Genomic DNA, 23,692 nt, shown 5'->3' with positions numbered 1-23,692 from the left:
AATTAGTCGGTTTTTTTATGCCTGAAGGGTAGGAGTGCCTATAAACCGCCTCGATCCCAAATTAGTAACCCCAATGGCGGCGGCGTAATAATCAAGGCCATCGGTATAAAAGGCCAATTGTCGGCAATCTTCACTAATGGCGACAATATCGCCCTCTTCGGCGGCTTCACCGCGTAGCATGATGAGCTGTTCGCCGTATTTGGCACGCGGTGAAAAATCGTGGGTTAATACGGTCAAGATAAAAGGTTCAGTGGTGTTTTGCTCTGGATTTTGAGCGTGGCTTGATTGTGTGTTCATGCGGATAATCCTTGTCTAAATGGGGGATGACCGCCAATCATGCTTTCCACGGCATGGGCGACGGGTTGTAGTGGGGTGGAAATACCGCGACAAGGTGCGGCAAGCCGTGAAGGCTTCCCAAAACAACCCGCCATAATGAAGAGACGGCATAAGGCCGCACAATATGACGCGCATAAAAAAGCCACAAAAGGCTGTGGCGATTTTTCGCCTTGTCTAAAAACGGGTTTCCACGCCCGAACTGGCTTGTTGCCAGTTGCGGACAGAGTAAACCCAAACCGTGGGCGGGTCAATAAAGGGACGTTATTCATGTTCTGCCCCTCTGAATTCGTCATCGCCAAGTAAAGGGTTGTCAAAATGACAACTTACTTCGGCCAAGAACTCCACCACAACCCGTCTGGCGGCTTCCGCAGTGTTAGGTTGGCGTTCCTGAATCAGGCTGGACATGCCCAAAGCCACCCCCGTCAGGTCATCAATAATGGCAAAGACCCAACTGTTTCCGGCGTTGTAACCCGCCACCAGACGCTTGGCAAACCGGACTATATGGGTTCGGTGGCCTTGCAGGAATGCCATTAATTGTTCGTCAGGGTTTACCGGGGCGGGTGCAGGGTCAGGCGTTGACAATAGGGAGCGGTGCAGGGCGTTGCGGCCTTCTTCAATTTCCCTAATCAAGTCCAGCGCGGCTTGCAGTTCCGGCGTACCGTCAAGGCGATCCAAAAGCAATAATTCCACATTGACGCGGGCTATTTTTTCTTTCAGCGAGTCCAGAAACGCCAATTGATGGCAACAGGAAGGGCTTGGGGTTTTCATTGTTCACCTCCCAATTTAGCTACTAAAGCCCGAATATCCGACACATCCCAGACACGGCAACGCGGGGATAGGAGCTTTCCGGCGGGATAGCGGCCTTCCTTTACGCCATTAAGGAAACTGGTTTTGGAAATGTTCAAGAACGCCAGAATAGAGGGCAGGCGTGCCACACCTTCAGGCGGCAATGGCGAAGGGACATAGGTTACTTTGTTGCGGGGTTTGGGCGTGGGGCTTGCAGCTTCTTGCCCGTGGTGAACCGCTGCACTTATCGGTTTGATTGTGGGGCTTGTGGCTTCTTGCCCGTGGTGAATCGCCGCACTTATTGGCTTGATTTTGTGGGGCGGGGTTTGTTGGTTGGTTTTCGTTGGCATTTTTTGACCTTCGTAAATATTTAATAGAGGTCAAATTTTAAGACTATGATTTTAATATAAAAATTAGGATATTTTTCATATCCTATGATAATTCCTATGTATCCGATATTTTAGGGCTTGATTTTTCTATGGGCATAAAAAAGGGATTTTTCAGTCCCTTTGATTTATTTGTTTTTGCCCCGCCCTGGCTGCCCTTTAATGCCAGTATTTGCCGAAAATTCTTGCCAAAAAAAGCGGTTGAAATAGCCAAATTCAATATTCCATAATTCGGGATTGGCTTGCTTTACTTGGTTAAAGGCGTTTTCTTTAGTTGTATTCATAATCAAGGTATCGTCAATATCTGGCTGAATCCGCCTAAGGAAATTAAGAAAATCATTTTTCCTCTGTGTTCCAGTCTCAATATCGTTTTTATTCTGCGATTCGGCATCAGGCTTTGATTCGAATATTTTTTCATTTGCCCACCAATTAGCCAGCAGTCCATCAATAGGCCACAATTGTTTATTTTTCAGATAAGTTTCAAAATTATCCTTATGAATCAAGCAGTCATCTGGATAAGCATACAATTTTTCAGGGGTGTAATAATCACCTACAAACATTAATGGATAATCCCCATCCGATTTTGGATAAGGATTAGGCATATTATCCCAATACTCCCAGCCTTTAATATCGCCATAAAATTTAAGCCTACCGGATTTACATAAGCCAATTAGTAGCAGTCTAAAAGACTCCTGTTTTTCTTCGTCATCAGGAAAAGCAAGTTTGGCAATATCTTTGATTTTCAATTCATCGGGCAGGCCACTAATTATTGTTGCCCTCTTTTCTATCGGCAAGTTTTTGATGGCTTCAGTGTTGCCACTTAAAAGATTGTCTAGTTTCACGCTTCACACCCCGTCAAAGTGTCAATCCGTCCTGAAAGGAAGACCAGAAACGGGGGACGAATCCCGCTTATTGCCCCGTCGGGCTATCCGGTCAAGGTGAATTATATCAAGAGATTACGCCAAGGGTTAAAAACAGGGCGTACTTTATGGGGGTTAGCGGTAAATGTCCTTCCGGTGTCCGATTTCGATCACCAAGATAAGCAGTTCGCCGTCTTTGATTTGGCAGATTATCCGGTAATCACCGACACGGTATCGCCAATATCCGGCAAGCTGGCCTTGTAGGGCTTTTCCGGTGGCGCGTGGGTTGGTTTGGGTCGATTGCTTTTTTAAAAAGGCGCGTATGCGTTCCCGCTGCGGGGCATCCAGTTTGTTGATGGCTTGCGCGGCCTTGGCTTTCAGTTCAACGCGCCATTGCATCTAGCTGTTTCTCCCAATCCTCAAAGCTGATAACGGTATCTGAGCCGCTTTCCAGTTCCGCCAACGCGGCATCGGCCGCCCGTGCGTCCTGCCAATCCTCAAGGCATTCGGTCAATAGCCTGTTTGCCAGTTGCGCCAAAGTGGTATGTTCCTGTTCCGCCATTTCAGCCAGCAAGGCGGTGGTTTCGTTGTCGAGTTCTACGGTTGTCATATCTTGCCCCTGTTGGTGTCTTGTCGGGCTTTATTATACGTCTCTGGACAATTCAAGCCACCAAAGCAATCCAGCATCACACGGCTTTTTTAAACGGTATCACTTGCGCCCCGTTTTTGAGGCCGTCCAGATAGTCCGCCCATGATTGCATCATCTTATGGCGTTCTGGTAGGTGTGCGGTGCGGTTGTATGCCCGCCCGTTGGGATCTCTTACAGCGTGGGCTAATTGATGCTCGATAAAGTCAGGCCGAAAGCCTAGCACTTCATCCAAGATGGTTCGTGCCATTGCCCTGAACCCGTGGGCAGTCATTACGTTTTTACCGTAGCCTAGACGTTTTAAAGCGGCGTTAAGGGTGTTTTCACTCATGCACCGATCACCGCGCGGGGTGCGTTCAGACGGGAATATATACCGCCCGTGGCCTGTCAGTGGTTGGAGTTCTAGCAGTATCGCCATGGCTTGGGCGGATAGCGGAACAATGTGCTGCACTTCGGTTTTTGATACAAAGTAACGCCATTCTTTAGCGTCAAAGTCGATGTGTTGCCATTCGGCGGCGCGTAATTCGCCAGGTCGGACAAATACCAGCGGTGCAAGTTTTAAGGCACAAACAGAGGGGAGCGAGCCTTGATAGCTATCTATGGCGCGTAACAATCCGGCTACGGCCTTGGGTTCGGTTATGGCGGCGAAGTGTTCGCCTTTGGCGGGTGGCAATGCACCGCGTAAATCAGGGGTTATATCCCGATCAATGCGCCCTGTTGCCACTGCATAACGGTAAACTTGCCCACATATTTGCAGGGTGCGGTGTGCGGTTTCGATAGTTCCCCGATCTTCAACGCGTCTTAAGCAATCGAGTATATCTTTCGGCAAAATATCGGTAATGGGTTTACTGCCAAGCCAAGGAAAAATGTTCCGTTCAAGCATTCGTTTGGAACGGTTGTTTTTATCTTCCCAGTCATTGACCTTTTTACCGCCCCACTCACGCGCCACATACTCAAAGCTGTTAAGCACAGGCAAGCCCAAATCAAGAAGGCGTTCATTTTCTTTTTGCTTTGCCTGTTCTATTTTTTCTTCTTTACGTTCTGCACTAGGGTCGATTTTGTTGGCGATTTTACTGGCTGCTGTTTTGGCTTTTTTTCGGGCATCAATTAATGATGTTTTGGGATAGACACCCAATGATAAGGTTTTGCGTTTGCCTAAAAAGGTGTAATCAAATCGCCACCATTTAGCACCAGTGGGTTTAATGAGTAGATACAGGCCACCACCATCATTTAGGCGTTGGTCTTTGTCGGTGGGCTTTGCGTTGCGGATAGAGACATCAAACAGAAGTTCTTTAGCCATTGCGGTAACTCCTTGAAGTAAAAACAACATACCTTGCTTGCAGTAACTTTTATCGCAGTAACTTTAAAAAATACTGTTACTGACAAAGTTACTGCTAAAAGTTGTGGCTTCCATTGTATGTTACTGCACTTCGTTGGACAATAAAAAACCCGCTAAGCCTTATGACTTGCGGGTTTTTGTACTTCGTGGAATCTGTATGAATTCACTAGTGGAGGCTGCGGCCGGAATCGAACCGGCGTAGATGGCTTTGCAGGCCACTGCATAACCATTTTGCTACGCAGCCGTATATCGAAATAAAAAAGCCGCGAAATTCGCGGCTTTTTTTAGAACTATTGGAGCGGGAAACGAGATTCGAACTCGCGACCCCAACCTTGGCAAGGTTGTGCTCTACCACTGAGCTATTCCCGCACTGGAATTTATTCGACGTATTATATAGATTTAATAATTTGCGTCAAGCTAAATTTTATTGGACATCAATTGATAACGCCCAACCTGAATTACCTTTACACTCACCTTCTTCTATTTGGACTTTAGCATAAGCATTTTTCTTTCCATATGCGTCTTGCAGTTCAAGGATAGAGACAGGCGTTCCTTGCGCGATATGTTGGCAGGCACCATTCCTATCGGCTTCTTCGGTGTCATCATACGCAGCGATTGTCCCTGGGACAGATACTAAACGGACGGTTGCTTCCTTATCGTAGGCATTGGCACTTTTTAGTACATATCGTTGGCCTACTGCAAGGTTTTTGATCACAGGGCCTGAAACGGTATTCGAGTCACCGCCGCTCATCATCATTATGATTAGAAGAATAACGACACCGCCAACAGCACCAAAAAACACTTTAGGGTTTTTTTCTTTTAAGCCAAGTACTGTTGAAATAATATTATTAACTGTTTTTTTCGGGGCTTCATCCGCTACCGTATTTTCTACAGTTTGGTTTTCATTTTCTTCATTGCTCATTTTTCATCCTCACGATAATTCAATTTTATTTATTATTTTTTGCAAATATGCCGGAAGCATTTTTATGTTTATGATGTTAATTTAACTAAACGTTTTTGCTTCAAACAATCCCCTCGACTTTTTAACCAGCAGTTAAATGATCAATCAATAACTACTTAATTTACCAACTTACCATGATGAAAAATCTTTTCAAGTGTTTTGGCCGATTAATTATTATTTCATGATGGGAATAAAGTATCGGCTTTTTTAAGCGCTGTCTATTATCTTTTTTTCTGGCGTTTTCATGCATTCGAACCGCCAATATCCTAAGCCTATATTTTTCTTGTTTTTCAATGTGATATTGAATTCCTCATGCTCGATAAATAAACGGATCATATCACCCGTTTTTAGGAAAAAAGTGTCGGTAATGAGGTAGCTCTTGGATTCTTGGTCCTTTACTTGGTAAAAGAGGGCTTTTTTAAAGGCTTCGTTGGCGCCAGTGTTCAGCTGAAAATAATTGACGGCTAAAGCATGGGGGGTTAACAAAGATAGCCCAAAGCTTACTTTGCCATTTTCTTTCTCTACGACCAGCTTGTCGACTATCCCTAATGACCGTTTATTTGCTGGCGTGCCCGCTTTTCTGAAGCTGACTAAGCTGCCGACGGATAAAATCCCCTGTTTTTTAAATATACAAGATAGAAGCCGGTTGGAGACGGATTGTGCAATATATTCCAGGTCATCTTCTTCCGCAATATCAAGGGCTTTTTGTAGCTTATAGGTGGCTGTCAGGCCGATGGCTATATAGCGGTCAAGCCGGTCACCAAAAAGCGGTGTGCTTTCTAAGGGGATGCCAGACCATCTTTTTTTAAGGTAATCAAGCAATTCTACCGTTAGTTTTTCGTTTGCATTGCCAACTAAATTTGATGCCGTATATCTTGATTCGGGGACGTTGACACTGGCTTTTTTGGCGTCGATGATCTGATAGAGTGTTGTAAAGTCGATGAAGAGCCGAATGGACTCGGATTGGATGTCGTCACTGAGTTGAAAAAAAGGGGGTTTGTCTTCATCAAGCAAGACAATGCATTGTGTCTGTTGTCCTAAGATAGGGTGGTTTTTAAATACGACGTGGGGGCTTAATGTTTGGATGAAGCTGTTGACCCATTTAATTTCCCTTTGCATCAGGCCTTTGGTGTCCGCAAGCATCAGCAGGAGTGTTTCGATGTAACAACCTTCAGGGCTGCTGGTTTTGCTTGTTGGATTGACTGCGTCGTTCAGGGCGATTTGTGCCGTTTGTTTTTTAAGTTTAAGGCTGAGTTTATATAATGAATGCAAGTCCAACCATATCCAGTCCGGGATAGCCATGCCCATAATAAAATGGCTTTTGATGATTTGGCTTAGCCCTTTGAGGCAACGATGGATGGACAAGGAGATATTTTTGCCCTGAAACCAGCTGACCGAATGGCTGTTCAGCTCTTTTAAAGCGATCCAGTAGCTCAGGGTAAATTCTTTTTCTAGGGCGACCAAAAACCTAAAGGCCTTTTTTTCGCTTTCTTCTTTTGGAAAATCCGTTTTCACTAATCTTGAGCGCAAATATTCCTCAATGGCAAGAAAGCTGGGCCTTAATTTTTCTAGGGTATCCAAACGTAACTGGACAGGCGTTTTTATGCCGTTGAGTTCGGTAATATAGTCATAAACTAACCGTGAGGCCAATAACGGGTTGGCAATAGGCAATTCAGAGACCCATTGCTCCAAAATTTTCTCATCAAATTCCTTCAGCCGCTGAGGATCGTTCCTTTGCTTTGGAATAACTAGAAAAAATGAATGTCTCAATTAATTATCCACCCGGTTTTTTTAGAAATGATTGTCTGGAAAAAATGATTTAGATAAAAAACGCAATGCTTACATATGCCCAGAGTTTTATTACCCACCACCTTTTCTGCTCATCATCCCTTTTGATGGATTGTAACCAAGTATGGCTATTGCCATAAACACTGTGAACGCAACCAGGGTATATATAAACGCGTATTGGGCCATTTGTCCATACAAGGCAAAGCGGATGAGTTCAACTGCTTGGGAAAAAGGATTGTATTGGGCCAAGTTGTGCAGCAAGGCGCTGGATTCTTTTAACTTCCATAGCGGATACAATGCTGTTGACATAAAAAACATCGGAAAGATGACAAAATTCATTACGCCTGCAAAGTTTTCCAGTTGTTTGATAAACGACGACAGTAACAACCCTAATGCCCCTAGCATCAGCCCTGAGAGCATCAGCGCGGGCAATGCCCATAAATAGCCTTGCCAAGGCGCGTGAATGTCATCGCACCAGGCGATGCCTAAAAATACATACACTTGTAAAATGGAAACCCCGACACCTGCAAATAATTTACTGAGCAATAAAAACCAGCGTGGCAACGGGCTCACCATCAAAATACGCATACTGCCCATTTCCCGGTCATAAACCATTGATAACGAACTTTGCATACCATTAAACAACTGGATCATGCCACATAAGCCGGGTGTGATATAGACTTCGTACAGAATATAGGTTTCGTAAGGGGGGCTAATCGCCAAGCCTAATGCCGCCCTGAATCCGGCGGCAAAGACAAATAGCCAGACCAATGGCCTGACCAGTGCCGAAATAAAACGTTCGCGCTGGGTGACAAAACGCCAGAGCTCACGTCCAACGATGCCCCACATCGCCCGCCAATAATGGACAATAGTCACGTTGCTTCCCCTTGCGTCAAGTTGTGGAACGCTTCTTTAATGTGGGCCGTGTTAGTTAACCGTAAGACCTCATCTACGGTGCCATTGGCTTTTATATGGCCTTTATGTAGGATCAGTAAATGATCGTCGGGATAGATCTCATCAATCAAATGGCTCGCCCATAATACGGCAAGCCCGTTTTCCTTACTGAGCTGATGGACATATTCGACTATCGCTTGCCGGCTCGGCACATCCAGTCCGACAGTCGGTTCGTCCAATAACAACAAGGACGGTTTGTGTATCAATGCCCTGGCAATTTCCACGCGGCGTTTATGCCCGCCATTGAGCTGGCGGATTTTCTCAAGCCTCCTTTCCCACATATCAAGCCGTTCCAGTTCCTGCCGGATCTGTTGCTGTGCTTGTTTGCGCCCGATGCCATGCAAAGAGGCGTGGTAATACAGGTTGTCCATGACAGACAAATCTAAGTCTAAGGTCGTCTGTTGGAAGACAATGCCCAGCTTGGCCAATGCCTTGCAGGTTTGCCGTTGCAAGTCAAAGCCACATAATTCTATGCGCCCGTCATGGCTGTCATATAAACGGGTGATTAGGGAAAATAAGGTGGTTTTGCCCGCCCCGTTAGGGCCGAGTAAGACGGTGCATTCACCCGCACGAATTTGAAAACCGACCTTATCCAAGACTTTTTTGCCGCTGTAGGTAAAGCTTAAATTTTCTATTGATAAGGCAATCGCTGGCTTCATGGTTTTACCGCGACTCCCCAAGGATACGTCCCGACCCCCACTGATTTGGTCACGGCCATATTTTCAAGGTCAATGATCGACAAGTCGTTGCTCACGCCATTGGTGGTATATAAGCGCTTTTGGTCAGGCGAAAACGCCAAGTTCCAGACCCGCGAGCCGACCAGAAGCATTTTTTCCACTTCAAAGGTTTGTGCATTGACCACGGCAACGCGGTTTGCAGGCCCTAATGCCACATAGCCACGGCGCCTTTCTTTGTCAATGGCGATGCCTACTGGCTGGATTTTGTCGGAAGTCACGCCGGTGGCTTCAAATTTAATGGTTTTGATGATTTGTTTGGTGTTGACATCTAACACCATCAAGGTGCCTGCCATTTCTGAAGTTACCCAAAGCTGTTGGCTATCGGCGGTAAAGGTGGCGGCGCGTGGCCTTGGGTCGACTAAGGTGTTTTCGCTGATTTCATGGTTTTTGGTGTCTATCCAATGCACCATATTGGTGGTTTCCGACGCGCTAACCAGCCAGCGGTTATCAGGGCTGACGGTAATCCCTTCGGGTTCCACGCCGACTTTGATTTGTTTGATGGCTTGCTTTTTGGCAATGTCAATTACCGTGACCATGCTGTCATCTTCATTTGAGACATAGAGTTTGTCGCCAGCCGGATTCAGCGCGAAGGTTTCAGGGTCATCGCCCGAAGGTAGCCTGCCCAGTTCTTTCAAGGTTTCGCTGTCAATGATTTTTATAGTGTTTTCATCGCTGGTGGCGACGTACAACACTTTATTGTCAGGGCTGATGGCAATGCCGCGCGGGCGTTGGCCCACCGGTACTGTTTTCAATAACTTGCCGCCCACAGGATCAACAATCGCCAGCGCATTATCCTTTTCCAGGGTGACAAACACGGTTTCAGCCGTAACGGTGGCTGACATGGTCAACAATAAACCGCTTAAAAGCATTTTTTTCATGGTTAATGGTTCCATTGGCATTTTGATTCTGGTTGGTCAAAACCCAGCGTGTCAAGTTCCGATTTAGGGTGCAGAAAACCTTCGATAGGCGCAACGGTGACTAATGACTGTGGGGCCGCCAACAAGACTGGCTGCCGCAATTGCCCGTCCCAGCTCCTGAAGGACAAGGGATTGCCCTTATAGCCTTGCAATGCAAATTTGTCGCTGAGCAAATACGTTTTTACCGGATTGAGTTCTGAGGTTTGCGTGCGCGTCGCCGCTTCACCTATCGCCCTTATTGCCAGATACGCCGCATAGTCTTCCTCTTCCATCCATCGTCCGGCTTTTTCTTTAAAGCGGTTTTGGAGTTGTATGGCGCCCCATTGTTCATGGGTGCGATGCCAGGAGGTTGCAATCAAGCCTTGTGTGCCCATCACGGGTCTAGGCAGCCAAGTCCGGTAATCCAAATATTCGCCAAATTCCCCTTGTTCATCGGCAACCACCAGGACATCATAGTCATCCACTTGGCTGAATACGGCTACATCGGACTGGACGGTGCGCCGTGCATCGTAAGTGTGTTCCCAAGGTTTCTCGGTGACAATATCCATATTGAAGCGTTTGGCGGAGCGTTTGATGGCTTCGGCAAACAAAAGGTCTTCTGGTGCTTTGCCGCTTACCAAAAACCACTTTGTCCAACGTTTCTTCATCATGTATTGTGCTAATGCATCCGTCCGCATGGTGCGTGTCGGCAACAGATGTAGGACGTTGCTACGGCATTGCCCGTTACGCAATTCATCATCGGTCGTCCCTGCATCCAATATCAGCATTTGCTGGGCCGCAGGCAAATCGGCGATCTTTAGTAGAGGTTCCGCAGGCAAGACGGTGACCAAATAACGGTACTTCCCTGCAATTTGTTTGGCAAAAACGTCATCGGCAGCGCCGTCTTCGGGCACAATGAGTTTTTTTAAGTTAAATTGCTGGTTGGTAAATTTTCCGGTGGTATTGTTGTCACTGATTGCCAGCTCGGCACCAAAAATTCCCTTATTTTTGACAAAAATATCAAAATTGGATAAAAAATGGGGAGGGCTTTTCTCTTGCGTTAAATAAACAATATCAATAACTTGTTTATTTTTAGCTGAAGCCGTAGCGAAAAAGAAAATAAAATTAAAACATAAAATGTGAAAAATTACCTTAAATAACACGCTTTCTTTCCTTAATATGGCAGATTTAACCGAGGTAATTCTAGTCGATTCAATAAAAATTATTTAGCTTTTCTAATAAAAGCTTAATTCATATTTGAAATTTCATCTTTACACGCTGATATTAAGAGGACTTATCCTCTTCAGGAATTCTTTGCTTATGAATGATTTCGACGAAAATGACGAATTAGATGTGCTTTTTAACGCCAATTTTCCAGAAGATTTACTCAAAAACCATCGTATTGCCACACGTTTTATCCGTGCCGATATAGACGCGTCCGTCAGTGACCTTGGGTTTTTTTATGGCGGGAAAGTGTTTGCGGTTAACTTGATTGACATTACGAGTAAGGGGGTGTTGATTGAATCTGAAAAAAAACTAAAAATTAACCAGAAGCTGACTTTAACCCTCAAATTTAAAACCGGAAAAACCTTTGTGATTAAAGCAAAAGTCGTGCGTATCGCCGACAACACCAACAACCGGTATGGCATAAAATTTGACCGCTACAACAATGAGTTAGGCGAATATCTTCTGGAAACACAAACTAAACTGGTTTTTAAATAAGAATGGCCATTATCACCCTCAGCCAGATTACCATTTATCCGATCAAATCATTAGCGGGCATCAGCGTAGCCTCTTGCCCTGTCGTAACCACAGGTTTGCAATACGATAGGCAATGGATGTTGGTTGACGTGGATGGCCAGTTCCTCAGCCAACGCCGCTTACCTAAAATGGCCGCCATCAAAACGGCCTTGATTGGGCGGCACCTGCGGATTTCGGTTCCGGATAAAGCGGATTTGGTCTTGCCATTGATGCCTGCACAGGGAGGGGAAGTGCCCTGCCGCATCTGGGAAGATGCTTGTATAGCCCGCCATGTCTCTACCGAAGCTGACCTGTGGTTCAGTGATGCCTTAGGGCAAGAGTGCCGTCTAGTTTATTTTCCGGACAATGAAATTCGCCGTGTTGACCCCAATTATGCACTGGCTGGTGACCAGACCGCTTTTTCCGATGGCTTTCCGTTTTTGTTGGTTTCGGAAAATTCCCTGGCTTGCCTTAACGAAGCCATGCAATTGCCCATGCCGATGGCGCGTTTCCGCCCTAATGTAGTTGTTTCAGGCTGTGCAGGTTATGCGGAAGATAGCTGGCGTGAAATCCGTATTGGCGGGATTGAATTTAGGCTGCCCAAACCCTGTTCACGCTGTTCTATCCCGACTATCGACCCGGACACCGCAGAAACTGGCAAAGAACCGCTATTCACGCTCAACCGCACCCGCAAATGGCAAAATAAAGTCTATTTCGGGCAAAACGCCTTGCATAACCAAACAGGGGTTTTAAGCGTTGGCGATCCGGTCACCATCCTCCAAACAGGCGAAAAGCAGCCGCCTATCTAATCCTGCCCGCGTTCGTACCATCCGTAATACAACAGCCAGGCCACCAAGAACACCAGGTAGCCCGACCATAAAATATCCGAGATAAAATGCCCTCCCGCCGCCATGCGCGACAAGCCCATTACCAATCCTGCGGCCAGCGTCAAGGCAAAATAAAACGCCTTGCGTTTGCGGGATAAGAAATACAGGGCAAACAACGCGTAACCGACCGAACAATGCCCGCACGGGAACGACTTATGCGGCGTGCCGCCGATTTGTAACGGCGGGACATAACCGTTATGCCCCCCAAACTCGCTGGTATGCAGTGGCCTAGGCCGCCCCCAATGGTCTTTAAACACCCAATTGACCACCACGCCCGAACCCAGGGCAATCACCAGCGCCATATACAAAGCAGGCCGCCGCCAAGGTGTTAACCGCCCCACAGCGTAACTGGCGACGGCAAGCAGCAAAGCCCCCACCGCAACAGCACCCAGCACCTTCGGCGCGTAAGCAAACAAACCACGCCATAGCCACCAATCACCCCAAGCCCAAGCGGAATGCCCTTCGCCCCCTTGATAAAACAACGCCGCCGCCCTCTGGTCCAAATCCGTCAACCAGAAAATGGGCGTGGTGACGGACATCAGCAGCAGCAAAATTAGCAATTCACGCCAGCGGCGGGACAAAGGTAAAGGCATGGTTGGTTTCCCGTAAAAAATAACTGTTTTCTAAATGGACAGGCCGTATTTCAGCTTTTCCGCGTAATCCCAGACAAAAGCAACGCCAGCAACGTTGCCCATAACAGGCAAGGAAGCAACCAAAAATAAGTCTGGTAAAAAGTCGCGGCAGGTTGGTTATGGTAAGGGATACGGTAAACGCCAGCCCAAGACTGTTCCAGCGGCGATTGTTCGAGTATTTCGCCAGTAGCCAAACCCACCGTGGAAATGCCCGTATTGGTCACCCGCAACACCGGGCGGCGGAATTCCACCCCACGCGCCAGCGTCATGTACATGTGCTGGTAAGGCTCCTGCCAAGTGCCGTACCACGAGTCGTTAGTGACATTGACGATGAACTGCGCCCCCAACTGCGCCAAGGAACGCGAAAACGCAGGGAACAGGCTTTCGTAACAAATCTGCGCCCCCATTTTAAAACCATTTAAGGCCAGCAACTGCTCAGGCCCCGGCCCGCGCGCAAAATGCCCGGTTACGGGCAACCACTTACGGATTTCAGGAAAATAACTTTCGCCAGGGATAAATTCGCCAAAGGCCAATAGGATCGACTTGCTGTAGTGCGGCGGGACAATCGCGCCGTTTTTATCCAAGACGAACAGGGAATTGGTGATTAACCGGGAGGCTAGGTCGACGCTATATGCCCCCGTCAATAGCGGCACTTGTTGCCCACGCACGAATGCCGACAAAGCTTGGGATTGCCCGGAATCCTTAAACCATTCGCCCAACAAATACGGGTAAGCCGTTTCCGGCCACATGACAAAATCAATTTTCACATCTTTATGCGCCGCTATCGCCTCCGCCGTCAGGCTGGTGTAGCGTTTCCAAATGGCCTCACGATGGCCTTCGCCCACTTCCGCCGAGATTTTTTCCTTATTGCTGATACTGGCCTGCACCAACAAAGCATTCAGCTCCGCATCCGGTGGCGGCAACCGCGATTTCAACCACAGCCCGCCGCAATTCAGCACCATAAAAACCGCCAAGACACCACCACAGATGTACTTGCCGGACGGCTGCCGCCGCTGTTGCCAAGCCACCGTCAACGGCAGGTTGGTCAATACTGTCACCGCGCTCAAGCCGCTGAAGCCGATAAGTTCCGCCCATTGGTAAACCGGAAAATCCGCGCCGTACCACGAATAACCAAAATTCCAGTCGAACACCGTGTAAGAGTTCGCCTCGCACAACGCGGTGATGACCGCCATCAGCCACAATGACCACCTCTCTGGCCCGCGCAGGAAACGCCTTCCCAAAAACCAGAACAGCCCTGCCACAGGCACATACAAATTGGCGATCACCCCGTACAGCATCAACCCGACAATCGCCCAAGGCCAATCCAGATGGGCAAATTGATGCAGCGTCAACGCAACCCAATTAAAGCCAATCAAGGTGAACACAAACGCCGTTAGCAAACCGCCCCATAAAACTGGCCTAAGCCGGGTTTGCCGCAACCAAAACAGCCACAACGGCACGAAACCAAACAAAGAAGCCCAGGGCGGAAACGGAATGTAACTGGTGCCGATGAAAATGCCGGACAGGATGGGCAGCAACCACGGGTTGCGGAGAAAAACGGGGAAACTATTCATAAACAGGGCAAGAAGGTGGTGTTTTTGATTATAAAGGGCTTAAGTTTAGCATCACCTGTGTTACAGGGATTATGCAACGATCTTTCCTAACTTATTTCCAAGCGTCCTGCTTTCAGGCAATATAGCCTTTTCCATAATCCGTTGCACGTAGGCAGCGCAGTGGATGGCAATAACTTTTTCTTGAGAGACTCCCATGCTGCTTTGGTTTAAACGCATCATTATCACGCTAACCCTTTTATTGCTTGCCCTGCTGGCATTCCTCCGTTTCCAAGGTTGGCAATATATCGCCGCTTATTCGGGTGGCGGTTTTGCGCGTAGCTTGCCCGATGCCGCTAGCATTGCCAAAAACCAAAGCTGCGATACTCCTCCGATACAAGTGTTGAGCTATAACGTTATGTACGGCTCGGCATTTATCGAAGCGATGGCGGCGCGTTTCCGCAACGGTGAAACGGGCAAGGGCGAGCTGCCTTGGTCGGTACGCCTGCCCGAAATCCGCGAGCGCATCGCCAGTTTTTCCCCTGATCTGTTGGGTTTGCAGGAAATGGATGCCGATAGTGACGTTGCCGCGATTGTGCCTTTAGGCCAATACACCTTGGTCAGTTACCATTTAGGCAATTTCCAATACGGCGACTCCGCCCTGCTGTTTAAAACCGAACGCTTTGAGCCATTGGATGCAGGGCAATTGTGGCTGGGCAACACACCGGATTTGCCGATGTCCTTAGGCTATCGCCCACTGTCGATGATCCGTTATGTCAATTGGGTGCTGCTGCGTGAGAAGGCCAGCGGTTTTACGTTTATGTTCGTCAACACCCATTTTGACAACGCGGCCGCCAATAAGGAACCTAGCGCGACCTTGTTCCGGCAGCGCATAGCCAGTCTCACGACCAAAGGTTTGCCAGTGATTGTCACGGGTGATTTCAACACCACGGCCAACACTGAACGTTACCGCCGGTTCACAGGGACTGATTTGCAGCCGCCGTTATTGGAAAATGCCTATGTATTGGCCCATAGCCCCCCGGTCGATGCCGTTTTGCATCCCGACCACCGTATCGACCATATTTTAGCGGGCGGCCCCTGTAAAGTGGAAGCCGAGCAATGGTCGATTGACCCCCGTCCGCTGAAAAGCGGTTTGCCCATGTCCGACCATGACCCTGTGTTTGCACGCCTGCGGTTTATTGACAACCCGGTAAGCCAATAAGCTTAGGGTTTAGGGTGTGGTTAAAAATAACGCCCTACTTTTAGGATGTTGTGCGGGAGATGGTTTAGGCACAATACCGTTAAGCCAATGGACAAAGGACTAGGGCAGGACGGGGTTTGAAACCCCGTCCTTAACGTTTCAAAATACCTATAGGCACACTGTAAACGTTACGGAATGGATCGGATCGGATCGGATCGCTTATGCGCCTACTGTTGGTACAAACCCGTTCCAGCTGCCGAATGAGTGCTACAAAAAATTAATGTTAAAAAACTTTTGCATACCCACTTAAGTTGTGAAGGTCGGGCTAATACGCCTACTGTTGGTAGCGGTAGCGTAACCAGATCCGGCTAACGTTTTCTGAATCTATATTGAGAATTTGAATGCCTAAAGATCTTCCAATACGCCCTATATTCGGGCCTTCCCATGCCGTAAGGCTCAGATACGCATTATCAACCGGCCAACTCCCTGAGCTAACGGTACCTAGCCGCGTGATTGGGGTGGGCGGCATGCCGATTTGGAGCCCGCGTGTCCGTAAGGAGCTTGCAAGCTCCACGTTGGACGGCAAGGCTTTTTTTATTGTTGGTGATTTTAGGTTTGGCAATAGGATCCTTAATGACCCGGCGTTCAACCCTGAAAAGCGGCAAGAGAAAGAATATCTCGCCATAGAAAAGGCGTTAATCAATGAAGAAAATGACCGCATCCTGTTTGACCTATGCCGGTCGGAAATTGAGTCGCTCAATGTGGAACTTAAAGGGCAGTTACGTTTGTTGTTTTGGGACTTGACTATACGGGAAGCCAAGAACCGTGCGGCAGGGCGCTATCAAGGGCCGGGTGGTTACCGGCATCCGGTCTGGAATCTGGACGATGTGCTTGGGCAGTTTCCAGGCATCGCCATTGACACCAGGGAAATGCTTGAGTATGGGGAACAGCTCTGTATTGATAACAGCGCCCATCCTAGCCTGCTTGGTTGGCTTTACATTGCCAGGTTGTTGCGTGGTGACGCCCATGTGGATTTGGCCGGGTTCATCCGCCATTTTGACCATTCGCTAAACCGCCTTGTTGATTGTGCCTTGGCCAAGGAGCCTGTCCTGATCACCGGCAATTCAAAGTTTACGAGGCTGCTAGGCTTGTCTGTCCAGATGGGGCATTTCCGGTTGCCGGCAGGTTGGGCCATACGCCCCTTATCAAAAACCCTGGAAGCGGAAGCATTCGGCCATTGCCTGTATTTCCCTAGTTTGTCCTCTTTTATGCTGGATGAAACCGAAATTCCGAAAGAAGTGGAAAAAATCCGTCGGATCCGCACTAAACTGGCTTCGAAACATAAGAAGGTCTCCATCATTTATTATGATAATTGGGCCTATGAATCCATATCGCAGCGAAGGGATTATTTGGGTAAGTTCGTCTCAAAGCATCCCCGTGGCCTGACGTCCAATTTAGAGTCAGCCACTTGCCCTGAAGGCCAATCCTATAAAATATCCGATAGTTTTGATTTTGAAAGGATGTTAGAACGCAACGCAACATTGAAACCGACAACTATCGGTATCCTTGAAATCCTTTGCAGAAGCACCTCGCATTTAAGCTATGAACAGGTGACGGAAGCTTATAACGGTTTTGTAGATGAATGTTATGGTAAGGGAGAGCCGGCCTCATTGCCATTAAGTTAAGAGTTTAATGTAATTTAAACAATGTATTACGAATTCGTAGGTCGGGTTAGTATCAGCGTAACCCGACATTTTGGGTGTTGGTTACGTCGGGTTACGCTATCGCTAACCCGACCTACTATGAATTACAAGATGCAATCGCAACAATTTGAATATTAACACTTATTTATTAACTTAATGGTAGTGGGGGCCAGTCTAAGGCGGCGCAAGCAGGTCTGGCCGTATCCCATTGGCATCAAGAAGCATAAGGGACTGGAGGTGTAGGGGCCATGAAGGCCTGTCTGTACGGTTTAAAATGTTATGGAGGGCCGCAAGGCCACGCGTTGCTGCGGCCCCGTTCCTTGCAGTACGCAAAGGCTCCCTCGTGTTAGGGTAGCGGGTTGGCAAGCCTATCCTTAGGGCAACGGATGCCCAAGGCCAAAGCTTGCTCATTGTGAAAAGCCAATAAATTTCCGGTAAGGCGAATCCTGTTTCCAGGTGAAGCTTTCCGTGTAATAGTGCATCAATGCCAAATAGCCGAGCAATCCTAAGGTAACCGCTTTGCGGACTTCCACACCAAAGAAAAATTGTGCCAGTTGGTTGACCAGCCCGTCCCCATAGGCCTGTAGCACAAATGCCAAGGCGAAAGACAAGGTAGGCAACACGATGAAAATAGGCAATTGGCAGGCGGCACTGAAGCGGTAAATGCGGTTTTTGGGCTCAGGGCGATGTTTGTTGTAATCGTGGGTGACGTAAAAAATATACGCGGTGGCGTCATGCACCACCCTCGGCGCGAGTATGGACAAAAAATAATACTGTTGTGCATACAGATAAAAGCTGCCCAAGATCAGCAAGACGTTAGCCCATAGGAAGCATTTGCCCAATGCCGTTTTGACATAGCGTTGGCATAACACCGCGCTCCCCGCCAAACCGATACATAAACCCCCGATGATATGCTTCAGCCATTCGGCTTGTTGCATATCCAAGCTGTTTTTCAAAAAAATGCCAATGTAGATGAAGATACCGGCCACCACGCTCAGCCACAATAGCAACTGGTAAGCCCAAGCGGGCAAACGGCAAATGCCCCGCGCAACGCCGTGTTGTTGTTTCAATACATGCAGCACCGTCCAGGCCGCAACTAAGACATACAAGGCCTTGTAAGGGATAAACAAACTGCCGATACCAAAAAAGGCCGCCAAAGCGACCGTCATCAACAAAATTTTACGTTGGTAACACTGCCAATAATCGCCGTTACTGGCCAACACCACCGCACTGGCGATGATGTGCGGCGTACCAAAAAGGATTTGGAACAGCAAAAAATGCGAGGGGCTACTGGGCAGCTGGGCTTTTAGGGCGCCTTGCCAAATCCCGGCGTCCAGCAGTTGCAATATTAGGCATAAGGGAATCATCAGATACAAACTCAATAACAACCGAAATGACACGGTGAGTTTGCCGGCGCGTGTCAGGTCTTGAATAGAAGCGGTATGTGCGGACATGGGATTACCTTTTTAGGGCAGTGAGGTTTTTAACTTGCCATAAACATCTTTATCCATGCCATTACGACCGCCACGATATTTTTTGTTTTTTCTTCGTCGTGGCCCGCTTTCTTGGCATATTTATACTTAAGTTGATGCTTATGGATACGTTTTCCAGTTACCATGTTTCTTGCCGCCGCCTTGTAGTAAAGCTGGAGTGGGGATGTTCCTTTAATTTAATGACAGCGGCATGACGGCATGGTGCGTAAACCCGTAGTTCTTTAAAGCAGGCCCCGATCATCAGCATCGGGTGTGCGATGTCCAGGCGAAAAGCGGGTTTTCTGCGGGCATAAGTTAAACCTATTAAGCACTTGCATTCAAGTGTTGCGTGAAAAACAGATATTAAAAGGTCGAAATTACCTGTCATATCGTCGATAATGATGGCTTTTGCATGAAGTGCCGGAACTGTTTGCCTGTTTATGAAGTTGGAAAAAATCAAGCTCTCTGGGTTTAAGTCTTTTGTTGATCCAACGACCATCCCTATCCACGGCAATCTGACGGCGATTGTCGGCCCTAACGGTTGTGGCAAGTCCAATATCATTGACGCGGTGCGCTGGGTCATGGGCGAAAGCTCCGCCAAGCATTTGCGTGGCGGCAATATGGCGGATGTGATTTTTAACGGTTCCTCAGGCCGGAAACCCGTCAGCACCGCATCCGTGGAATTGGTGTTCAACAACAGCGAAGGCAAATTGGGTGGCGAATACGCGCAATATGACGCCATCGCCATCAAACGCCAAGTCAGCCGTGACGGGCAATCGCTGTTCATGCTCAACGGCGCGAAATGCCGCCGCAAAGACATCACCGATTTGTTTTTAGGGACAGGCTTGGGTTCGCGCAGTTATGCGATCATCGAACAAGGCACGATTTCGCGCATGGTCGAAGCCAAACCGGAAGATTTGCGTTTGCATATCGAAGAAGCGGCGGGGATTTCCAAATACAAGGAACGCCGTAGCGAGACCGAAACCCGCATGAAGCACACGCGGGAAAACCTGGAGCGGCTCAATGACTTGCGCGAGGAAGTTGACAAGCAACTCAAGCACCTGCAAAAGCAAGCCGAAAAAGCTGAAAAATACACCGCGCTGAAAAAACAGGAGCGCCAGTTCAAACTGGAATTGCTGGCCCTGCGCTGGAGCGCTTACCAGCAAGCCGCCGAAACGCTGGAAACCACGCTGCATGAAGTCGCCGCCGAACATAACCGGTTGTTCATGGAATTGCGCGACTTGGACACCGCCATCGCCACGCAACGCGCCGGACATAAGCAACAGCAACAGCAACTCAACCAAGTCCAAGGCGATTATTACAGCGTTGCCGCCGATGTCGGGCGGCTTGAGCAAACCATCGCCCACCAGCAAAACAGCCATCGGCAAGCGCTGCAAGACATCGACCGCACCCGCCAGCAAATGGGGCAATTGCAAACCGAGATCGAAGCGGATGCCCAAACCTTAGAAAACTTGAAACAAGATTTATTAGTGGCGGAAGAGGCCTTGGACATTGCCCAAGACCGCCAGGACGAATGCTTGGACAAGCAGCAGGACATGCAACAGCAGCGTCTGTTGTGGCAGCAGCAATGGGACCGTTACCGCACCGAAAGCGCCAAATACCGCGAGCAGGCCGAAGTCCAGCGCGTCAAGTCCGAGCAATTGGGCAACCAGAACCGCCAATTGCAGGCTCGTTTGGAAAAAATGCTGCATGAGCGTGAAGATTTGACCGCCAGCAACTTGGCGGAAGACATCGCCGAATTGGATGAAAGCATCCAGGCCATTGCCTTTGAGCGGGAAACTTTGCAGCATCAGTTGGAACAGCAGCAGCACATTATCCGCGAACAGCGGCAGCAGGCCAAAACCGCCCAAGAAGAGCTGCACGCAAGCCGCTCCGAACTGCACGGCATCACCGGGCAAATCACGTCGCTGGAATTGTTGCAGCAGCATGCCATGGGCAAGGCCAATGAGAATTTGCAAGGTTGGCTGCATGCCCTGGGCTTGCACAACAACCAACGCTTGGCCGAATTTCTGGAGGTGCAAACAGGCTGGGAAAATGCTGTGGAAACTGTTTTGGGCAATACCCTGGAGGCAGTGTGTGTGGGCGATATTGCCCCATTGGCAGGGGACTTGGCCGGGCTTACCGGCGATTCCCTGACCCTGTTCGCATTGGCTTCCAAAGGGGAGGCGGCGGCAGGCCGTAGCCACCCCGTTGGCGCGCAACGCTTACAGGATAAAATCAGCGCCCCTTCGGCATTGGATGGATTGTTGGCTGGCGTATATTGTGCTTGCGATTTGGCGGAAGCCCTGGATTTGTCAAGGGATTTGCAAGCCCATGAGTCGGTTGTGACCCCTGATGGCATTTGGTTAGGCCCGGATTGGCTGAAAATTAGCCGTACCCAAGACAGCAAGACGGGCGTGTTACAGCGGGAAAAGGCCTTGCGTACCCTGAAACAGCGCCAGGACATCGTCCATGAAGACATTGGCCAATTAACGGGACAGCAGGAGCTTAGCGAAACCGCGTTAAAAACCGCCGAACAGCAACGCGAATTGCTGCAACAACAACTGGACCGGCTGAATGCCGAGTGGTCGCAAAAAAACGCCCAATTCAGTGCGCAATCGGCACGGTTTGAGCAACAACAACGGCGGTTGCAACAAATCCAGCACGACCTGGATAGCATCAACGGGGAATTGTCCGAGAATGCGGAGACCATTGCTGAAGCGACGTTATTGCAGGAGGAAGCCGGGCAGGTGTTGTTTGACCAGGACGACCAGCGCGGGCAGTTGGAAACCTTAAACCAACAATTGCAACAGCAACAGTTGCAGCTTGATAAAGCTGTCAACGAGGCGCGGCAGCAAGTCTATGACAGCAAAGCCAAACTGGAGGGTTTGCGGGCATTGGAAGTGTCCACCCATAAGCAACGCACCCGTTTGCAAGACCAACGCCAGCAAGCGCAAGACTATCTGGCGGAGTTGGAGCAAAAATCCCTGCAAACCCTGTTGCCCTTGGATGCCGAGAAACACTTGCTGGAACAACAAACCGCCAATAAACAGCGGCTTGAAACACAATTAAAACAGCAACGCCAGCTGCAAGACGAGATGGAAGCCGAGACCGTCAAGTTATCCGAACAACACACCCGTGTACAGCGGGCGCTGGAAGGGCAAAAAGAACGCCTGGACAAACTGCGTTTTGAATTGCAAGAAAGCCAAGTCCGGCAACAAACCATCAACGAACAACTGGACGAGATGGCGGCGGACGCCAGCCAGATCCTTACGTTTTTACCGGCGGAAGCGGATGAGGCGCGCTGGAAAAAAACCGCTGACGAGGTGTCGGCGCAAATCGAGCGTTTGGGGACAATCAACCTGTCGGCCATTGAAGAATACCAAGCACAAGCGGAGCGCATGAAGTTCCTCAACGAACAACATGCCGATTTGAGCGAGGCCTTACAGACTTTAGACCAGGCGATCAGTAAAATCGACCAAGAAAGCCGGTTACGTTTTAAGGAAACATTCGATAAAATAAACAGTGGCTTGCAGGAAAAATTCCCGAAATTGTTTGGCGGCGGACAAGCTTATTTGGAATTGACCGACACTGGAAATGGCGCGGCACACGCGGCGGCCGGGCAAAATTTGCTGGAAGCTGGGGTCAATATCATTGCCAGGCCGCCCGGCAAAAGGAACAGCTCCATCCATTTGTTATCGGGCGGGGAAAAAGCCTTGACGGCCGTGGCCTTGGTTTTTGCCATTTTTGAACTCAACCCCGCGCCTTTTTGTTTGCTTGATGAGGTCGATGCGCCGCTTGACGATGCCAATGTCGGGCGCTTCTCACAAATGGTCGAGGCAATGTCCGAGACAGTGCAATTTTTATATATTTCACATAATAAGGTTACAATGGAAATCGCAAAACAGTTGGCAGGTGTGACGATGAAAGAGCCGGGCGTGTCCCGGATGGTTGCAGTTGATATTGAAGAAGCAGTCAGTCTGGCGGAAATCTAATGGATAAAGAATTATTAAGAGTAGTCATTATTGCAAGCGGCCTGATTATCATTGTGGGTATGTTGGCTTGGCATTTTTTTAAAAATAAAAAGTCATTCCAGGACATGATGTTTTTTGGCAACCAGGAAATCAAAGGCAAAATCGACCCGGCCATTGTCGTGAATACTGGAAACGATGATTTTGATGTCGTGCCTAAACCCAAAAAGAAGCTTATTGATACGGTCGAGTTATTGGAAAAAATCAAGGCCAAGCCGAAACCTGGGCCTACATCCGAACAGCCCGTATTTGAAGCGGATGAAGACCAACAAATGTTCGGGGATTTCGATTTTGCCAACGAAGATTATGCCGATGAAGGGTTTCCGCATACTGACGGGCCGGCAGCAGACAGCCCCCAAGAAGAGCTTCCTGAAGAAAGCATTGCCCCACGGTTTATCGCGCCGGACATTATCCAATTCCGGGTTCTTGCCAAATCCCCGGAAGGCTTTAATGGTTTGGACATGCTTAAGGCTTTCCGCATCGCCCAACTGGAGTACGGCAACCTGAAAATATTTGAACGCTTCGATGCCAACCATCTGGTTGATTTTGGTGTCCTTTGTATGGTCGATCCGGGGACTTTTCCAGACCACGATTTAGACCAATTCTACTGTCCTGGCCTGGTGTTCTTCATGCAGCCTGCTTTGTTGGACGATGCGGTCAAGGTGTTTGATGATTTCCTGGAAGCGATCAATATTGTCGCCGTCGAATTGGATGGTAGTTTGCTCGACCATGAGAAAAATCCGCTGACCAATGCCACGATCAAAATGATCCGGCAAAGTTTGTAAAC

22 protein-coding genes and 2 tRNA genes are annotated in these 23,692 nt (G+C 48.6%); 6 read left to right on the top strand and 18 right to left on the bottom strand.

What is annotated here, in order from left to right; genetic code table 11:
* Positions 1–15: 15 nt before the first annotated feature.
* The 15 genes from METMI_RS0103235 to METMI_RS0103165 all read right to left on the bottom strand — a co-directional run bounded on the left by METMI_RS0103235 (position 16) and on the right by METMI_RS0103165 (position 10,852).
* On the bottom strand, positions 16–297 hold the full coding sequence (locus tag METMI_RS0103235; protein WP_019864791.1) for a hypothetical protein: 282 nt from the start codon (positions 295–297) through the stop codon (positions 16–18).
* A 300-nt stretch (positions 298–597) separates the two neighbouring features.
* On the bottom strand, positions 598–1,104 hold the full coding sequence (locus tag METMI_RS0103230) for a hypothetical protein (protein ID WP_019864790.1): 507 nt from the start codon (positions 1,102–1,104) through the stop codon (positions 598–600).
* On the bottom strand, positions 1,101–1,472 hold the full coding sequence (locus METMI_RS25250; protein WP_019864789.1) for a helix-turn-helix transcriptional regulator: 372 nt from the start codon (positions 1,470–1,472) through the stop codon (positions 1,101–1,103). The genes METMI_RS0103230 and METMI_RS25250 overlap by 4 nt, the downstream gene beginning before the upstream one ends.
* Before the next feature lie 164 nt (positions 1,473–1,636).
* Positions 1,637–2,350: a hypothetical protein gene (locus tag METMI_RS0103220; protein ID WP_019864788.1), complete on the bottom strand. Its 714-nt coding sequence runs from the start codon at positions 2,348–2,350 to the stop codon at positions 1,637–1,639.
* 153 nt (positions 2,351–2,503) lie between these two features.
* Positions 2,504–2,767 carry a type II toxin-antitoxin system RelE family toxin gene (locus tag METMI_RS0103215; protein ID WP_019864787.1) on the bottom strand — a complete coding sequence of 88 codons (264 nt, stop codon included), beginning with the start codon at positions 2,765–2,767 and terminating at the stop codon, positions 2,504–2,506.
* Entirely contained in the window at positions 2,751–2,978 is a 228-nt protein-coding gene (locus METMI_RS0103210; RefSeq protein WP_019864786.1) for a DUF6290 family protein, read from the bottom strand. The genes METMI_RS0103215 and METMI_RS0103210 overlap by 17 nt, the downstream gene beginning before the upstream one ends.
* Positions 2,979–3,054: 76 nt before the next feature.
* Complete coding sequence (locus METMI_RS0103205) at positions 3,055–4,314, bottom strand: tyrosine-type recombinase/integrase (protein ID WP_019864785.1); 1,260 nt, start codon at positions 4,312–4,314, stop codon at positions 3,055–3,057.
* A 209-nt stretch (positions 4,315–4,523) separates the two neighbouring features.
* A tRNA-Cys gene (locus METMI_RS0103200) sits at positions 4,524–4,597 on the bottom strand.
* Positions 4,598–4,647: 50 nt separating this feature from the next.
* Positions 4,648–4,722: transfer RNA gene (locus tag METMI_RS0103195), tRNA-Gly, on the bottom strand.
* Positions 4,723–4,777: 55 nt separating this feature from the next.
* Positions 4,778–5,275 carry a hypothetical protein gene (locus tag METMI_RS0103190; protein ID WP_019864784.1) on the bottom strand — a complete coding sequence of 166 codons (498 nt, stop codon included), beginning with the start codon at positions 5,273–5,275 and terminating at the stop codon, positions 4,778–4,780.
* Between the two features lie 246 nt (positions 5,276–5,521).
* Positions 5,522–7,084 carry a hypothetical protein gene (locus METMI_RS0103185; protein ID WP_019864783.1) on the bottom strand — a complete coding sequence of 521 codons (1,563 nt, stop codon included), beginning with the start codon at positions 7,082–7,084 and terminating at the stop codon, positions 5,522–5,524.
* Positions 7,085–7,174: 90 nt separating this feature from the next.
* Positions 7,175–7,978, bottom strand: coding sequence for an ABC transporter permease (locus METMI_RS0103180; protein WP_019864781.1), 804 nt, complete (start codon positions 7,976–7,978; stop codon positions 7,175–7,177).
* Positions 7,975–8,715: an ABC transporter ATP-binding protein gene (locus tag METMI_RS0103175; RefSeq protein WP_019864780.1), complete on the bottom strand. Its 741-nt coding sequence runs from the start codon at positions 8,713–8,715 to the stop codon at positions 7,975–7,977. The genes METMI_RS0103180 and METMI_RS0103175 overlap by 4 nt, the downstream gene beginning before the upstream one ends.
* On the bottom strand, positions 8,712–9,671 hold the full coding sequence (locus METMI_RS0103170; RefSeq protein ID WP_019864779.1) for a PQQ-dependent catabolism-associated beta-propeller protein: 960 nt from the start codon (positions 9,669–9,671) through the stop codon (positions 8,712–8,714). Before METMI_RS0103170 ends, METMI_RS0103175 begins: the two co-directional genes overlap by 4 nt.
* A gap of 2 nt (positions 9,672–9,673) precedes the next feature.
* Positions 9,674–10,852, bottom strand: a complete 1,179-nt coding sequence (locus tag METMI_RS0103165; RefSeq protein WP_019864778.1) for an ABC transporter substrate-binding protein — start codon at positions 10,850–10,852, stop codon at positions 9,674–9,676.
* A 157-nt stretch (positions 10,853–11,009) separates the two neighbouring features.
* Between METMI_RS0103165 and METMI_RS0103160 the strand changes: the two genes are divergently transcribed.
* Complete coding sequence (locus METMI_RS0103160) at positions 11,010–11,411, top strand: PilZ domain-containing protein (protein WP_019864777.1); 402 nt, start codon at positions 11,010–11,012, stop codon at positions 11,409–11,411.
* 2 nt (positions 11,412–11,413) lie between these two features.
* Positions 11,414–12,238: an MOSC domain-containing protein gene (locus tag METMI_RS0103155; protein WP_019864776.1), complete on the top strand. Its 825-nt coding sequence runs from the start codon at positions 11,414–11,416 to the stop codon at positions 12,236–12,238.
* Here METMI_RS0103155 and METMI_RS0103150 read toward each other — a convergent pair.
* Together METMI_RS0103150 and lnt are read right to left on the bottom strand one after the other, a co-directional pair.
* Positions 12,235–12,909 (bottom strand): phosphatase PAP2 family protein, encoded by a 675-nt coding sequence (locus METMI_RS0103150; protein ID WP_019864775.1) that lies wholly within the window; start codon positions 12,907–12,909, stop codon positions 12,235–12,237. The two genes, METMI_RS0103155 and METMI_RS0103150, sit on opposite strands and share 4 nt — an antisense overlap.
* 50 nt (positions 12,910–12,959) lie before the next feature.
* A complete protein-coding gene (gene lnt, locus METMI_RS0103145; RefSeq protein ID WP_019864774.1) occupies positions 12,960–14,522 on the bottom strand; it encodes an apolipoprotein N-acyltransferase in 1,563 nt (520 codons plus the stop codon).
* 193 nt (positions 14,523–14,715) lie between these two features.
* Between lnt and METMI_RS0103135 the strand changes: the two genes are divergently transcribed.
* Positions 14,716–15,720 carry an endonuclease/exonuclease/phosphatase family protein gene (locus tag METMI_RS0103135; RefSeq protein ID WP_019864772.1) on the top strand — a complete coding sequence of 335 codons (1,005 nt, stop codon included), beginning with the start codon at positions 14,716–14,718 and terminating at the stop codon, positions 15,718–15,720.
* A 380-nt stretch (positions 15,721–16,100) separates the two neighbouring features.
* Positions 16,101–17,384 (top strand): hypothetical protein, encoded by a 1,284-nt coding sequence (locus METMI_RS0103130; RefSeq protein WP_156829756.1) that lies wholly within the window; start codon positions 16,101–16,103, stop codon positions 17,382–17,384.
* A gap of 425 nt (positions 17,385–17,809) precedes the next feature.
* Here METMI_RS0103130 and METMI_RS0103125 read toward each other — a convergent pair whose 3' ends face one another.
* A complete protein-coding gene (locus METMI_RS0103125) occupies positions 17,810–18,856 on the bottom strand; it encodes a hypothetical protein (protein WP_019864770.1) in 1,047 nt (348 codons plus the stop codon).
* Positions 18,857–19,314: 458 nt separating this feature from the next.
* On the opposite strand from METMI_RS0103125, the gene smc reads away from it, so the two are divergent.
* Positions 19,315–22,869, top strand: coding sequence for a chromosome segregation protein SMC (smc, locus tag METMI_RS0103115; RefSeq protein ID WP_019864768.1), 3,555 nt, complete (start codon positions 19,315–19,317; stop codon positions 22,867–22,869).
* Positions 22,869–23,690: a cell division protein ZipA gene (locus METMI_RS0103110; protein WP_019864767.1), complete on the top strand. Its 822-nt coding sequence runs from the start codon at positions 22,869–22,871 to the stop codon at positions 23,688–23,690. Before smc ends, METMI_RS0103110 begins: the two co-directional genes overlap by 1 nt.
* Positions 23,691–23,692: the final 2 nt, after the last annotated feature.

The sequence above is a fragment of the Methylovulum miyakonense HT12 genome (genome assembly GCF_000384075.1).
In the GTDB taxonomy this organism is placed as follows: domain Bacteria; phylum Pseudomonadota; class Gammaproteobacteria; order Methylococcales; family Methylomonadaceae; genus Methylovulum; species Methylovulum miyakonense.
Note: the sequence above shows the minus strand (reverse complement) of the source record. Positions and strands in the feature narration are given on the sequence as shown.